The organism is Zavarzinella sp. (assembly GCA_041399155.1).
In the GTDB taxonomy this organism is placed as follows: domain Bacteria; phylum Planctomycetota; class Planctomycetia; order Gemmatales; family Gemmataceae; genus JAWKTI01.
In genome coordinates this window covers 125,785-139,530 of the sequence record JAWKTI010000001.1, presented here as the reverse complement: position 1 = coordinate 139,530, position 13,746 = coordinate 125,785, and the positions used below count along the sequence as shown (strand labels likewise).

General features: G+C 49.5%; 16 protein-coding genes. 10 read left to right on the top strand and 6 right to left on the bottom strand.

What is annotated here, in order from left to right:
- Position 1 precedes the first annotated feature (1 nt).
- On the top strand, positions 2-625 hold the full coding sequence (locus tag R3B84_00625; protein MEZ6139049.1) for an EamA family transporter: 624 nt from the start codon (positions 2-4) through the stop codon (positions 623-625).
- A 34-nt stretch (positions 626-659) separates the two neighbouring features.
- Here the strand turns inward: R3B84_00625 and R3B84_00620 are convergent, their stop codons facing one another.
- Entirely contained in the window at positions 660-1,880 is a 1,221-nt protein-coding gene (locus R3B84_00620; GenBank protein ID MEZ6139048.1) for a serpin family protein, read from the bottom strand.
- A 338-nt stretch (positions 1,881-2,218) separates the two neighbouring features.
- On the opposite strand from R3B84_00620, the gene R3B84_00615 reads away from it, so the two are divergent.
- From R3B84_00615 to R3B84_00605, 3 genes are all read left to right on the top strand, one after another.
- Positions 2,219-3,523, top strand: a complete 1,305-nt coding sequence (locus R3B84_00615; GenBank protein ID MEZ6139047.1) for a hypothetical protein — start codon at positions 2,219-2,221, stop codon at positions 3,521-3,523.
- A gap of 84 nt (positions 3,524-3,607) precedes the next feature.
- Positions 3,608-3,790, top strand: a complete 183-nt coding sequence (locus R3B84_00610; GenBank protein ID MEZ6139046.1) for a hypothetical protein — start codon at positions 3,608-3,610, stop codon at positions 3,788-3,790.
- A gap of 18 nt (positions 3,791-3,808) precedes the next feature.
- Positions 3,809-4,237 (top strand): hypothetical protein, encoded by a 429-nt coding sequence (locus R3B84_00605; protein ID MEZ6139045.1) that lies wholly within the window; start codon positions 3,809-3,811, stop codon positions 4,235-4,237.
- Between the two features lie 42 nt (positions 4,238-4,279).
- Here R3B84_00605 and R3B84_00600 read toward each other — a convergent pair whose 3' ends face one another.
- Entirely contained in the window at positions 4,280-5,173 is an 894-nt protein-coding gene (locus tag R3B84_00600; GenBank protein ID MEZ6139044.1) for a ThuA domain-containing protein, read from the bottom strand.
- A 257-nt stretch (positions 5,174-5,430) separates the two neighbouring features.
- Entirely contained in the window at positions 5,431-5,787 is a 357-nt protein-coding gene (locus R3B84_00595; protein ID MEZ6139043.1) for a diacylglycerol kinase family protein, read from the bottom strand.
- A 196-nt stretch (positions 5,788-5,983) separates the two neighbouring features.
- Between R3B84_00595 and R3B84_00590 the strand changes: the two genes are divergently transcribed.
- From R3B84_00590 to R3B84_00580, 3 genes are all read left to right on the top strand, one after another.
- Positions 5,984-7,123, top strand: a complete 1,140-nt coding sequence (locus tag R3B84_00590; protein ID MEZ6139042.1) for a Gfo/Idh/MocA family oxidoreductase — start codon at positions 5,984-5,986, stop codon at positions 7,121-7,123.
- A gap of 60 nt (positions 7,124-7,183) precedes the next feature.
- Complete coding sequence (locus tag R3B84_00585; protein MEZ6139041.1) at positions 7,184-7,495, top strand: putative quinol monooxygenase; 312 nt, start codon at positions 7,184-7,186, stop codon at positions 7,493-7,495.
- Positions 7,496-7,647: 152 nt separating this feature from the next.
- Positions 7,648-7,995, top strand: coding sequence for a hypothetical protein (locus tag R3B84_00580; GenBank protein MEZ6139040.1), 348 nt, complete (start codon positions 7,648-7,650; stop codon positions 7,993-7,995).
- Positions 7,996-8,127: 132 nt separating this feature from the next.
- On the opposite strand, the gene R3B84_00575 is transcribed toward R3B84_00580, so the two are convergent.
- Together R3B84_00575 and R3B84_00570 are read right to left on the bottom strand one after the other, a co-directional pair.
- The gene (locus R3B84_00575) at positions 8,128-9,300 is read right to left on the bottom strand and encodes a hypothetical protein (protein MEZ6139039.1); all 1,173 of its coding nucleotides are present in this window, start codon (positions 9,298-9,300) and stop codon (positions 8,128-8,130) included.
- Positions 9,301-9,438: 138 nt separating this feature from the next.
- Positions 9,439-10,659 (bottom strand): hypothetical protein, encoded by a 1,221-nt coding sequence (locus tag R3B84_00570; GenBank protein MEZ6139038.1) that lies wholly within the window; start codon positions 10,657-10,659, stop codon positions 9,439-9,441.
- A gap of 101 nt (positions 10,660-10,760) precedes the next feature.
- On the opposite strand from R3B84_00570, the gene R3B84_00565 reads away from it, so the two are divergent.
- On the top strand, positions 10,761-10,952 hold the full coding sequence (locus R3B84_00565; GenBank protein ID MEZ6139037.1) for a hypothetical protein: 192 nt from the start codon (positions 10,761-10,763) through the stop codon (positions 10,950-10,952).
- An 84-nt stretch (positions 10,953-11,036) separates the two neighbouring features.
- Here R3B84_00565 and R3B84_00560 read toward each other — a convergent pair whose 3' ends face one another.
- Positions 11,037-11,474 (bottom strand): hypothetical protein, encoded by a 438-nt coding sequence (locus R3B84_00560; protein MEZ6139036.1) that lies wholly within the window; start codon positions 11,472-11,474, stop codon positions 11,037-11,039.
- Positions 11,475-11,614: 140 nt separating this feature from the next.
- Between R3B84_00560 and R3B84_00555 the strand changes: the two genes are divergently transcribed.
- Positions 11,615-12,472: a hypothetical protein gene (locus tag R3B84_00555; protein ID MEZ6139035.1), complete on the top strand. Its 858-nt coding sequence runs from the start codon at positions 11,615-11,617 to the stop codon at positions 12,470-12,472.
- Between the two features lie 294 nt (positions 12,473-12,766).
- Entirely contained in the window at positions 12,767-13,744 is a 978-nt protein-coding gene (locus R3B84_00550; protein ID MEZ6139034.1) for a sugar kinase, read from the top strand.
- Positions 13,745-13,746 lie beyond the last annotated feature (2 nt).

The following is a 13,746-nucleotide window of genomic DNA, read 5'->3' as shown; positions in this document are numbered from 1 at the left end:
CATGCAGGTAGTAGCACTGTTGCTGGCTGCTGGTGGCATGATTTTCATGGTTTCCTCGCTACAGATACTCCCCTGGATAAGCCTGTATCTGGCAATTACTTTTGCCTGTTACGGTTTTGTGCGGAAAGTCACCCCCGTTGATGGCATTATGGGTCTGACCATCGAAACCTTTCTCCTTTCGCCGATCGCACTTTGCCTGTTACTGATCTGGAACACACAGTCGCCACTGGTCTTCGGCAGTGCGGATCGGGCACTTGATGTCCGAATCGCCCTGTCCGGACTGGTAACGATCATTCCATTAATCTGTTTTGCCCAGGGAATTCGGCGGATTTCACTGCTGACAATGGGTTTTCTCCAGTATTTATCCCCCACATTGCAGCTCATCTGTGCGGTAGCATTGCTGAATGAAACGTTCACCACAGCCCACTGGATTACTTTCAGCTTCATCTGGGTGGGTCTGCTGCTGTTCATCATCGATTCAACTGTCCAATGGCAAAAAAAGAAAGGAGCCATTCGGCAGCAGAAATTGGCAAATGAACTGCCCCCTGAACCTGCAAAACCAGCCCCAGAGAGTCATTCGGCCCGCACCAAAGAGTGCCTGGCTGGGGAAAACTGCTCTTTATGAGAATAGCTTCATTTCTGTGAGGTTCCGCACTGAATTAACTGGGATCAGCCACTTTGCCTGCAAATAGTACCATGTTGGTCTTTTTGTTGCGAATGAAAAACAGAAATGGGCGGTTGGCATCGAACACTTTTGGTGGACGTGGGACTGCTGCCGAAGTTCGCCCCATCACCACACCAGTTGCTGCGGCAGCCTCACTTCCCTCTTCGTTTACGTCCACAAATGCCTTGTGGATCACCAGCGAAATGAACAATTTCTCATCGGTGTCGTGCATGCCTGAAAAATCTGCTTTTCCAGCCACAAATGCCAATTTCATCCCCATATCCTGCAATGGATCGTTCAGACGGTAGTTCGTTTCCAGTTTAAAACGTGGCATCTTCAGTTGCACGGTTTGCTCGAAACGCATATTTTGGGTAACTTGATTCAACCAGTCGCCAGTAGCACTTTTTTCCAGTTTCGTAATATTGAAAGTCTTGCTTGGCAGCACCAGCACCATCGACATTTCGTTGCCTTTGTAGTCCAGTTCGAGCACCTGGTAAGCATCATTCTCCCGATATAACGCACCCAAAGATTGACGCATCATCGGGACTTCAACTTTCTTTCCCGTTTCGGTGGTAAACGGTGCCTCAATTGTGGCCCGTTTTTCGAAAGGTTTCATCCAGGTGCCTTTAAAGTAAATTGCGTTGGTCAGCACCATTGCTGTGCTGGCATCAATCGAACCTTTCGGCAGCAGATCTTTGATTTTCTCACGGGTTTGTTTTTCCACCCATTGATTGATAATGGTGCGGGCGGCTTCAGGCTGCTGAAAATTGGTGGGAATCAGACCCGCACCATAGTTTTCTGCCGTAAGCTGCTGAAAAGCGTTGTTCCATTTGATGTCTGTGGCACCCCAGAGTGCGTTGGCAATGGCCAATTCATGAGATTTTTTCTGTGCGGGAGATATCAGACTGGCATTTGCTTCCTTAAACCCTGCGTGCGGATGAGCGGGAAGTTGCAGAACCTTCACCATTTCTGCCAGTGTTTCCCCACGTGCACCTGCTGCGGTCATACTTAGTGCAGATTCGATGCTGTAAGGCGAAAAGAACAGATTTTTGCCCGCTGAATTCAAGTGGGGGTATAAATCTGTTGCAAATTTATTGTTAGCAGCCGAAATTAATTTCCCCATGCTGACAGGCTCCGATTCCGCACGAATTTGAGAACTCGCTGCCAAAGCAGCCACAGAAGCCAGAAAGTTTCGACGTGATAATGTTGTGTTCATTGTTCCTACTCAGATTTGTTAAGAAAAAATCGTTCCACACACCTAAGACGAACGTGGGAGAGAAAAGTTTGGTATAGTTGTGCGTAAAAAATGAATTTTTGCTCATTTTTATCACAGTTACCCACCGTTCTGTGCGGAAAATTCCAACTTCACGTTCAAATTATTGTTTGATCATGGCAAATCAAGCTGAAAAAGGCTTACAAACGTTTTCAATGCCTGCTACGTTATATAGTTGTGCGTAAAAATGGGTAATCTTGATTGCACCTGTCAATTGACAGAGAAATAATTTACGCAAACAGTTGCAGGATAAGCAGTTCGGTAAATTGGAAGGTGATCAAATGCGTCGATATCGTGCGATCTTAATGAGTATGGCACTATGCGGGGTGCCCACGTTGGCTCTGGCACAATCCCCACTGTTGAAGCAGCAGGAACGCATTCAGCAGATTGCTGTGCAACGGATTGAAACCGAACTGAGCACCTGTCAGCGGGATGTCAGCACGCTGGTGCGTGCCGGACGCACTGGCGCCGCACTGGAAAGAATCCGTCAGGCACAGGGACTGCTCCGTGATCCTGTGTTACCCGACGACAAAGTACGCTTGTGGCAATTGCAGTTAGACCAGTTGGCAGCCAATGTGAAGGTGGGCACGGTGCCTGCTGTTAACCCCACGGTACCTGGCAAACCAGGTGGGGGCACCACTCAACCTGTAGTGACTGCTGCAGAAAAACGTGCTGCCCTGGAGCAATTAAAGCAATCCGAAACGGAATTTGCAGATGTCCTTCGCAGCATGGACACCATCCAGGCACTGGTCAAAGCAGGTGCGAATGCCCAGGCCACCAAAGAATTCGATTTTCTGAAGGGGAAATACCCCAACAATCCCACCGTGCTGACGCTGGAAGGGTTTCTGACCCGCACCCGCACGATTGAGGAAGTGAAGCAAATCCACGCCCAGCAGGCCGCCAATCTGCGGAAAGCTTACGAAGATTTGCAGGTAGCCAGCACTCCACCGAAATCGGTGATTGAGTTTGACAAAGAATATTTCAAGGAAATCACCGAGCTACGCAAGCCAAAAATTTCCGAGGGGATGAAAAAGATTATCGTGGGCCTGAAAACACCCACGTCGATTCAGGAAAAAAATATCCCACTGAAAACGTTTTTGAAATCGGTGGAACAACAGATCAAACAACCGATTATTATCGACCAGCAAAGCCTTGCTGATTCAATGCTGGATGACAGCTCTGCGATTACCCTGGATATGCCACGTGGCACAGTGCGAACTGCCTTACGCCTGGCATTGGCTCAGCACGGTCTGACCTACATTGTCAAAGACGAGACAATTGTGGTGATGACCCGCGATAAAGCCGCACGCACGATGGAAACGCGGGTGTATTACATGGGTGATGTGCTGGCAGGTGGGGCAAACTTCCCAGGTTTCCGTGGCAGTGGTTTTGTGCACCCACTGCAGGCCCAGCAGAATGCAGAACTGTTGATTAAGCAGATCAAGGACACCATCGATCCTGCCAGTTGGGCTGGTGGTGGCTCCGATGGGAAAGGCGATATTGTTTACCACGCCGCCAGTATGTCGATCATTGTGCGTGCGTCGGCAGAAGTCCATGGCATGATCTTCCAGGGACTTGGGAAATAGATTTTCAAATATTTCACAACTGGGTTTGCTCCTTCTTGCCGAAGCAGGTAAAATAAAAGTGTTATTTCTGTTAAGGTAGGTAAGATGGATTTTCGACCATTAAGCGATACGGAACGGGACCTGTTATACGAAGCCCTGCGTGGGAATGCTGAAAAAGGCACCACGCTGCTGATGGATCAGGAACACACCGGATTTATTGGCACCGCGGAAGGCGTTCCCGCAGCCGATGTGATTCATGCTATTCGTTCCATTCCTGTCCATTACTAACAGTATCCTGATCTTCAGATGGGACTTTTAACCAGCCAGTTAGGCAAACAACGCTTACTGAGCGTGGAATTGCCCGTTATTGAACGTTACAATGCCGAGCGTGCGGCTGATTTTCGCATTCGAATTCAACGTTCGGAAGCGGGAATGTCCCTGCATTACAAATTAAAACCCTGTCATAATACCTACCAACTGGTGACCACCTTACCGGCAGATTATCCTTCCGCACCACCAGAAACGCGGGTGCTTACGGAATTGCGTCCATGCCCTCACCTGTTACATAATCAGGTGCTGTGCATGTGGCGACAAAGTTCCCACCGCGACAATCACCGGTGGGACCCTGCAAAATATTCCTGTATTTTTGCGATTCAGGCAGCCTGGCGCTGGCTGGCCTGCTACGAAATCTGGGCAGTAACGGGGGATTGGCCTTTTCCTGATGCCCAGCAGTAGACACTAATTGTTCGGATTGCTCGTGTCAGGCAACGAAGATAATTACTCGGGTTTGCTGCTGACCGCTTTTTCGCTGGGTACGGCACTGCCTTCGGCCAGTTTCATCGTCCATTTCAAGCCACCAATCAGGTGTTGCTGGTATCGTGCGTCTTTCCAGACTTCTTTGCGATGGCCGAGCGACGTATAAAACGTGCGACCTTTCCCCACTTCGCGGCACCAGGCAATGGCATAATCGTTGTCTTTTCGTTTGCCTTTCTTCACATCAATGGAACTGTTATCCACGCTCATGATAATGCGAAGTTTCTGGCGGGAATAGGGTTCCGGACGAAACTGGTAGATTTCATCGGTAATTTCATCACCAGTTTTGAAGCCGGCAGCACCTGCATGCTTGGGGTCTTCCACAACCACTTTAATTTTCTGGTGCCACGGGTGGCCATCAAAATAGGCACCAATCAGTTCGCCGTAACCTTCATTCCAGGGACGTTGTTTGGAAGGATACAGCGTATCACTGCCACAGTGGGTGCCGGCAACAGCCCCACCTGCTTTTACCCAGGCAACCAGGTCTTTCACTTCCTGCTCGTTCAACGGATTTCCCGTGGTGAAGAACAGAACGCAGTCAAAGTTTTTCAAGGTTTCTGCATTTACTCGACCACAGTTCGCTGGTTCCACTGCCACACCCGTGCGTTTCCGGAAACTGTCGGCATACTTTTCAAAAGTGGCTTTATCGCTCAAATCCCGTGTGTATCGATAGCAGGTGACATCGATACCATTTTTGGGGCCGATTTCCTTCAGGATTTCTTCGGCCAGGCCCACAGAATCGTGGACGAAGCCACCAGAATCGGTCACCAGCAAAAGCTTTTTATTTTCCGCATGTGCGGTCGAAATGCCCAGCGTGGCAAGAATTGCCAGCGTGGTAAACAAACGTCGAATCAACATTGTACCAGGTCTCCAGGTTGGAAGAGGTTTTCTTAACCGATTGTACCGCAGGGAGAAATGAGAATCCAGTAAATGATGCTGGAACAAATAAAGTGGCGAGCTACCAGCCTTGTCCCTGTTCTGCAATTACCTCACACATCAACTATCCGCCCTTTCCCGCTTTTTTCCGCCATTTGTCCATTTTGTGCCAAATTCTGAATCAATTTGAGTGCGAGAAGGCAATATTAATAGGTAGTGTGCGGCATGCTTTGGCCTTGTCACCACCAGCGTGGGCCAAACACCACAAGGCCGATGATGGCTGCGGCAATCGCGCTGAGCATCACCGCACCGGCGGCAATATCTTTTGATTTGCCAATTAACGGGTGGTATTCCGGTGATACGGCATCGCACAGATATTCGATGGCGGTGTTCAATGCTTCTGCCATCAACACCAGGGCAATGGCCACAATGATCAGGCACCATTCCCAGGCGAGCAAGTGGTACCAGCAACCCGCACCGACAACCACAATGGTGGCCAGCAGGTGAATCCAGGCATTCCGCTGGGTGCGGAACATCACTCCCAGCCCACGAAAGGCGTGGCCAAAACTGCGAAGTCGGTTTAACAACCATTTCATCGTGGGAACTTTTTCGTTTCATTGTATCCAAGGTGATGTGCGGTGCAGCATATAGAAAACCTGATCTGCAGCATCGGCATCCTGCCGATGGCGATTTCAAGCGGGTAGAAAAAGCAAACCGTGTGCGAGGGGATTCGGTTGCAATTTCGACCGATTTTCGCTAATCTTTGGTAAACTTCCTCTCAGAGAAATTCGGATGTCGCAAAAAGTACGTGTCGCTATCGTGGGCCTGGGTTTCGGTGCCGAATTCATTCCGATCTATCAGGCTCACCCCAATGCAGAAATGTATGCCATCTGCCGACGAAATCAGGCAGAGCTTGATAAATGTGGCGATAAATACGGTATCGCCAAGCGGTACACCAGCTACGAAGAACTGCTGCAGGATCCCAACGTGGATGCGGTGCACATCAACAGCCCCATCCCCGACCATGCCGCACAAAGCCTGGCCGCACTGAAAGCGGGCAAGCATGTGGCCTGCACCGTGCCAATGGCCACCACGCTGGAAGAACTGCACGCCCTGTGTGCGGCACAGCGCGAAACCGGCAAAACCTACATGATGATGGAAACAGTGGTTTACAGCCGTGAATATCTTTTTGTCCGCGAACTGTACCAACAAGGCAAGCTGGGGCGGATTCAGTTTCTGCGTGGCAGCCACCAGCAGGATATGGATGGCTGGCCCGATTACTGGCCTGGCTTACCTCCGATGCACTACGCCACGCACTGCGTCAGCCCGTGCCTGGCAATCATCAGCACTCCCAATAATCCTGGAATGGCCGACAAGGTAAGTTGCTATGGTTCTGGCCGAATCCGCGAAGAACTGATTCCCAAGTATAACAGCCCATATGCAGTGGAATCAGCTACCTTTTCGATCCGTGGCAGCGATGTCGTTGCTGAAGTGACCCGCAGTCTGTTTGATACTGCACGGCAATATCGCGAAAGCTTCGATGTGATGGGTTCGCTGCAATCGTTTGAATGGCAACAGGTGGAAGGGGAAGACCCGGTTATTCATACTAAAAGCACCCCACAAAAGCCGTTGTCCGAACCGGAAATCCCCACGCGGGTGAAGGTTCCGGACTATGCAAAGCTATTGCCACCGGAAATCCAGTCGTTTACCTTACCTGCCCAGATTCAGGATGCCGACCATCTTTACTTCCTGCAAGGTGGTGGTCACGGGGGAAGTCACCCGCACCTGGTGCACAATTTTCTGATGGCGGTGCTGGGCAATCAGCCTGCCTTCCCGGACGCACCTACCAGTGCCAACTGGACAGCAGTCGGAATCTGTGCCCACGAATCGGCATTACAAGGTGGCAAACAGGTTGCCATTCCGGAATTTTAATCGGCAGCCAATGTTAGTGCTGGTGGGGTATTTTTTGAACAACCTTTTTGGTAACGACAGATGATAGCAGTTGTTGTTGACTTTCTCATTAAAACCGAACATGCCCAGGATTTTCACCAGGCAGTGCTGCGGCATTCCCACAATTCACTGACGAACGAGCCAGAGTGCAAGCAGTTTGATGTGATGCTGGATCCGGAAAACGCAGCCCACTTTCTGCTGTGCGAACTGTACACCAGTCAGGAAGCGTTTGAATTCCACCGTCAGCAGCCATACATGCAGCAGTTTGTTGCCACGATTGGACCGTGGATTGAAAATAAAATGCTCAAAGTTTGGGAAATGAAAACCGAATTAAGCAGTGCGAAGCGGAATTAACGCGAACCTGTTCGCCGGACAAATGATCTAATTCTGATCGGCAAATTGTGGAAAGTAATGTACTTTTACACGCCGACAAGGCACCGCAGTGGACTTTTCTGTGCAGAATGCACTGGGGTTGCCTGGGCAAATCTTGATGGAGGGACCGAATCATGGCACGACATCGACCCACCCGAGGGCATGGGAATCATTACACACCCAACCGCAAAGATTTGCAACTGGCGAAACAGATTCAGGAAACGATCCACTGGGTTCTGGGATCGGTGCCTGCCGACGATGTGCTGTTGCAGTGCACCGTTGGCGACGTGACCCCCGCACCAGGCAGTAACCAGATGGTGGTAAAGATTCTGGTTCCCAGCGATTTCAATCTGACCGATGTGCTGACAAGACTGCACAATGCGTCAAAAGAATTGCGGCTGGAAGTAGCAGAATCAATCAACCGCAGAAAGGTACCCGACCTGGTCTTCGTACCCACATACGAAGCGGCGCGGTTGATGTAGGATGCGGTGTTTGTTCCAACTGAACTGATCTAAGTTCAAAGTGATGTGTCGTCATTCCCGCGACGTTTGCATGTATGTAATCTGCTTAATTTGCTGGCATTTCCTTATGGAAAAAATCGGCTAACGCTGCGACTATACTTGTTGACTGTTTGTTGGTGAGGATTTACGGGGACGCGAAGGAATCAAAACAAGCACGAACGCCATCGTACTCGCTGCGATAGTCACGTATATGGGGTGGACATCAGAGTAGTAGGTTAGTAACGCGTATGAGATTGTGCCCAAAAAAATCGCTGCACCAATGGTACTTGAAACGGAGATGTACCTACTGAATTTGAAGTGTCGTGCCGAAGCAGCCAGCCAGCCCAGGAGAACGAGCCAAAGTGCCTCGAACATGATTCCGGCCGCACCGTAGGCAATGCACTCCCCGACCTTGAATCCGACCGACTCAAACCCATAACCGATGAACATAGCAACGCTGGCCAGCCCCAACCAAGAAACAATCCCAAGACGGTAAACCCTGATAGGCTTCCACGGTGCATCTGGACCTTCCCGTCGTCGCTTAGGAATATAACCAGGGGGATTAAAGGGGGTATCAGCAACCCGCACTGTAAAGAAAAGCCCAAGTGAAATACCTGCGATAACTGTACCGATGTCAAACGACATGTAGGCGAAGAAGTCGTTGAACCTATCAGTCTGCCTCATAACTGTTATCTGAACAGCGATAGCAAGAAGTGGCACTACTGCCGCCCAGCGAATTATTGGCCATTTTGCTCCAGACAAATCCCACTGACCAACGTCCCCGTCGTGATGCTCGGTCTCAGATGAACTGGCATACCCTTCCGCAGAGCGTGACCTTGCCACTAACATGTCGATTATCCATGCGATGAAAAATGCACAAGCAGCGAACATCAACGCACTTCGAAACATCCCGAAGTTGCCGAGATCCTCTGCCCAAAGCAGAATACCTACGAATGTTCCCAGTCCATACCCGAGATCAGCCCAGACGAGGAAAAGGTCGCCAGCGGGCCCACCCTCCTCTGCGATGTCCGATCGTAGCGAACGGGTTGCTTGGACTACTGACATCACAAGTGCCAAGTCAATAAGTATGCCCAACGTTGACCCGTTGTTGGCCTGTACGAGTAATGCAATTCCCGTAAGTGGCAACCCAAGGAGTGTCACCCAACGCATGATGAACAGATTGCCCGATGCGCGAATGATCAGAATCAACGGATAAGACACGGTTGCACCGAGCAGTATCGGCAGGAAGCGGGCAACAGATTTCTGATTCTGATGCTCTCCGAACATCGGGAGATGCTCCTTTGTAATCGTGCTGACTATGGCAAACATTGCCATTCCGACCAAGAAGTTTGCAAGTGCAAGACACAATCGGTAAGTAGTTGACAGCATGTATTAAGCTCCTTATGGTTAATTGTTAGATTTTGTTCACATAGGATTAGATGAAGGAAACCTAGACGCAATCCTCTGGTAGTTTGTGAGAAGCCAATCAGTATCCCGAGTACCTACCCATTCTTCATACTGATCTTTGTATTTCGGATCTGAACGGAGAAAAAGAATGTCGGTATCGTCCCAGAAACGATACGCCCAGTAATTTTGTTCCGGCCAAGGGATGCTGAAAGGCGGTGGAACATCTTGGTTATCTGTCGGGATCAAATACTTAATTGCAGTTTCAGCATAGTCATCGATCGCGGCGATATTGGCCTCACTCAGGTCCAACACTTTTTCGTGAGGAACACCTGAACCCCCATCCCGCACCTTCTGCAATTCCTCGCCTAGATTGCTCCAAACCATTTCAAGAGACTGGCGGTTTCCTCCAACAACCGCTTTGCAGAGATCGGTCACGCACTTGGGACGTTTCTGTGTACTATACACCAGAGAACTTTCGACCAATAGCATCGCGCGGATAGCCGCACAACACGCTGCGTTGTAGTAGATGACTGAGATACCAGGGTGTACCTTGTTGATCGAGTCATATAATTCGAATGCTCGTTTCCCAGCCTCCTGGGCAGCATCGAAGTAGTGGCTAATTTTTCTGACAGGTACTGACTTTTCGTTCTGGATGGCAAGTGAAAGTGCTTCCTTTCGGAGATCGAGCGAAAGTTCTGACCATGAAAATGCCTGACGGTAGCGTGCGAACAATCGTAACGGTGACCGTGCAGCTTGCTGCCTTCGCTTCTCTTCAGCTTCTCTACGCTCATTGGGCGTTAGATTCGGTGGAGGTTGCCAACCGCCATATATCTGCTTGACGCACTCCTCCTCCAGGCTAACGTAGCACTCGATAGCCCAAGTATGATGCCCAGCAAATGCGTGATTCGACCATGCAACTAGGGCCATGAGATCGCTAACTCGATCCAGTGCGAGTTGGCCTTGGAGGACATCTCTACGACTCTCCTCGTTCATTAACATGAACGCTTCAATCAGTCGCTCAATGACCCAGGGTCCAGACTCACCCATATCGTTTGCTGCATCGGTGACAACCTTTTTAAGTGTGGGTGTCGTCCGAACGTAGATCGCGTTTCCATCTTCTTTCTTTGCCATTATCACCACCATAATCAATAGTTCTTGACTCATTCTGATGGGCAATAACAATTTTGTATCAGAATGCGTCGCTGCGACAATATGACACGCTTTTATTTTTTGCAACATTCTGATTCACAAAATTTCTCTGACACGTATTGACACGGATTGATATCAAGGTACAATTAGAAATCGTAGGACCATAATTTACAGCAACAAGGAGAATCTTCATGAATCGCAAAATCGCCGAAATGATTGTCAAAATGGTGTCCCAACTCATTTGGGAATTGAGACTTGCAGACGTGTTACGTAAGCTGCTTGTAGTTTTCCTGCGAAAAACGCCGAAACAATATCGACAACTTTACCGGTTTGTGATTACCGTCGTGATCGCAATCTTAATTTACTACACTGAAAAATCCTGAACCAGCAGAGAATTGAATGCAGGTCAAGCATCTGAAGAAAGCAGTCCGATTGATTGTCGGAAGATACGAAGTGCAAAGCAGAACTTACCGTACGGGGCGGACGATCATCTGCACTGTTCGGGGGTTGCCGTTGGCGATTACTTTGCACAAGCCCGATTTTCCATCAATTTCGCCAATGTGGGTGCGATTTGCCCCTTTCAGTACAAACGTAGTCAGGTAATAGGCGTGCATCGGCGTTACGGTGCCCTTGGCCCCAATCACAAGCTCAACCGTTGTTTCCTTGCCTTGCGTGTGGGCAAACTTGGCTTTTTCAATTTTTTCCACCAGGTCGGCTGCTTTATCAGCAATTAATGGGTTGTATTCATACAGCCGAAGTTCCAATGTCTGGTCGGTAAAAGAAGCCACCTCTTTGGGAATGACTACTTTCACGATCACTTTAGTAGTGTTATCTTCTTTCTCTGCACCGATGCCACAACCAGCGGCAATAACAACGAATAATACTGTTAACCAAGCTTTTCTCATGTTACTCATCCATTGCGAACGAAATTCTTAAACTGATTTTAGAAGAATCCCCCGCCGTGCGGTGCTGTCCGGCACAACTTTATCCCAATTGTCCCCTGTGGGGCAACAATCGATGCCACGCATCACCCCTTGGAGCAATCATGCGACGAAACAATCGACTTTTCCTGGTGCTGTTGCTTTTTTCCATCCCCACGGTGGGGTGGGTGCAGGAAAAACAGGAAAATGAAAAGCAAAAACCACTGAATACGCAGATGCCCACATTTCGCGTGGATGCGGAAGGTTTTAACGCACCGGAAGAGAATATCAAGGCACTGTGCAGTTCTGCGGGTATTACGATATGGCAATATTGCACTGATGTAGAAGCGGATAAATTCGTGGTGATCCGTGGTCGAAAGGGGCCCTATTTCAGCCACATAAAGAATGATCGCAAAGAGCTGGTCATTCAACTGGATACGGAAGGCACTTATTGGTCTCAGTATGCCTATCAGTTTGCCCACGAATTCTGCCATTTGCTCTGTGGGCACGCCAACAAAGACCCACGATTACTGTGGTTTGAAGAAACTCTTGCCGAAACGGCGTCTTTGTTTGCGATGCGGCGAATGGCCCAGACCTGGGAGAAAAAACCCCCGTATTCCAACTGGAAAGAGTATCGGCACTCGTTGCGGCAATACACAGATCGCGTGATGTTGACCCGCACAGAACAGTTTGAACTGTACGAATTGGGGCTTGGAAAATATTTTCAGAAGCACCAGGCGGAACTCCTGAAAGTGGCTACGAATCGTGAACGCAACGGTGCGATGGCCCAGGTGCTGCTGCCATTATTTGAAAATCAGCCGGAACAGTGGCAAGCCTTGCATTGGTTGAACAAGACACCGATTGATCCAAAAGAAACGTTCGAACAGCACCTGGGAACCTGGCATAAGACAGCACCGATGAAACATCGGCCGTTCATTGCCAAAATTGCCAAAATGTATGGCTACCCACTTGAAGAGAAGTAGGAATTCCTGCAAAAGTTAAATTTTCATCTATTTTCTCAGTTGATGCCGCCATTTCGAACTTTTTCCCGCCATTTTGCTATTTTGTGCCAAAAAGAAGCGCAATCCTGTACCCCAAAAGGATATATATACTTGCATATCGTTCATGTGGTGGACATTAGTTCAAAATTCTGATTGCCAGAATTAGCTCCACCATGCGTTTGTTGATAGGCTGCTTTTCCTGTTCGCTTTCCCCACGTGCGAACGTAAGATGCTACCCTAACCTGAAAATTCTCCACCGAACCTGGGAGGATCGACATGATTGTTACTTTTGGCGAAGCAATGATTCGCCTGACCCCACCTGACCATCGAAGGTTGGTGCAGGCCTACACCCTGGATGTAGAAATTGGCGGTGCGGAATTAAACACCGCTGTGGGCATTGCCCAACTGGGCCATCCGGTACGTTGGGTTTCACGGTTGCTGGATGCACCGATGGGCCATCTGATTGCTAATCGCACGCAGGAGGCAGGTGTCGACACCCGATTTATCCAGTGGACTTCCACGGGTCGTGTGGGGGTGTATTATCTGGAAGTAGGTGCTTCGCCTCGCCCCAGCCGGATCTTCTATGATCGTGCAGAGAGTGCTATTGCCCAGATTCAGCCGGGTATGTTACCATGGTCGGAGATTTTTCGGGATCAACGGTACTTTTACGTCACCGGAATTACCGCAGCACTCAGTAAAGGTGCGGCGGAAGCAGTATTGGAAGCCTTGAAAGCAGCACGTCAGGCGGGCTTGACGACAGTACTGGACCCGAATTATCGCTCGAAATTATGGTCGGTCGAAGATGCAGCAGCCTGGTTGCAACAAGCGATCCACCACGTGGATGTGCTGGTAAGTAACCCCGAAGATATTGAACGGTTCTTCAACGTGAAAGCGAGCGAAGTGGAAGCCGGTGCCAGGGAAACTGCAACGCGTTACAGTTTGAAAGCGGTTGCTTTGACCCTGCGGGAAACACCCAGTGTCTGGCGGAATACGATATCTGCATTGGTATTTGCAGATGGAACCAGTTATCATGGCCCCACGGTAGAAGTGGAAATTGTGGATCGCCTGGGAACCGGAGATGCATTTGTCAGTGGGCTGTTTCATGGCATGATCCAGAACAACTGGCAACGTGCCGTTGATTATGGCGTGGCCTGTGCCGCAATCAAGCACACCATCCAGGGAGACTTACCCTGGCTGGAACTTTCCGAAGTAGACGATTTGCTGCAAGGTGGTGGCATGAGAATTCGCCGTTAACG

Bases quoted from the DNA above. Each gene is read 5' to 3' on its own strand.
- R3B84_00625 (MEZ6139049.1), top strand. From the start codon at position 2: ATGCAGGTAGTAGCACTGTTGCTGGCTGCTGGTGGCATGATTTTCATG.
- R3B84_00620 (MEZ6139048.1), bottom strand. From the start codon at position 1,880: ATGAACACAACATTATCACGTCGAAACTTTCTGGCTTCTGTGGCTGCT.
- R3B84_00615 (MEZ6139047.1), top strand. From the start codon at position 2,219: ATGCGTCGATATCGTGCGATCTTAATGAGTATGGCACTATGCGGGGTG.
- R3B84_00610 (MEZ6139046.1), top strand. From the start codon at position 3,608: ATGGATTTTCGACCATTAAGCGATACGGAACGGGACCTGTTATACGAA.
- R3B84_00605 (MEZ6139045.1), top strand. From the start codon at position 3,809: ATGGGACTTTTAACCAGCCAGTTAGGCAAACAACGCTTACTGAGCGTG.
- R3B84_00600 (MEZ6139044.1), bottom strand. From the start codon at position 5,173: ATGTTGATTCGACGTTTGTTTACCACGCTGGCAATTCTTGCCACGCTG.
- R3B84_00595 (MEZ6139043.1), bottom strand. From the start codon at position 5,787: ATGAAATGGTTGTTAAACCGACTTCGCAGTTTTGGCCACGCCTTTCGT.
- R3B84_00590 (MEZ6139042.1), top strand. From the start codon at position 5,984: ATGTCGCAAAAAGTACGTGTCGCTATCGTGGGCCTGGGTTTCGGTGCC.
- R3B84_00585 (MEZ6139041.1), top strand. From the start codon at position 7,184: ATGATAGCAGTTGTTGTTGACTTTCTCATTAAAACCGAACATGCCCAG.
- R3B84_00580 (MEZ6139040.1), top strand. From the start codon at position 7,648: ATGGCACGACATCGACCCACCCGAGGGCATGGGAATCATTACACACCC.
- R3B84_00575 (MEZ6139039.1), bottom strand. From the start codon at position 9,300: ATGTTCGGAGAGCATCAGAATCAGAAATCTGTTGCCCGCTTCCTGCCG.
- R3B84_00570 (MEZ6139038.1), bottom strand. From the start codon at position 10,659: ATGTTGCAAAAAATAAAAGCGTGTCATATTGTCGCAGCGACGCATTCT.
- R3B84_00565 (MEZ6139037.1), top strand. From the start codon at position 10,761: ATGAATCGCAAAATCGCCGAAATGATTGTCAAAATGGTGTCCCAACTC.
- R3B84_00560 (MEZ6139036.1), bottom strand. From the start codon at position 11,474: ATGAGAAAAGCTTGGTTAACAGTATTATTCGTTGTTATTGCCGCTGGT.
- R3B84_00555 (MEZ6139035.1), top strand. From the start codon at position 11,615: ATGCGACGAAACAATCGACTTTTCCTGGTGCTGTTGCTTTTTTCCATC.
- R3B84_00550 (MEZ6139034.1), top strand. From the start codon at position 12,767: ATGATTGTTACTTTTGGCGAAGCAATGATTCGCCTGACCCCACCTGAC.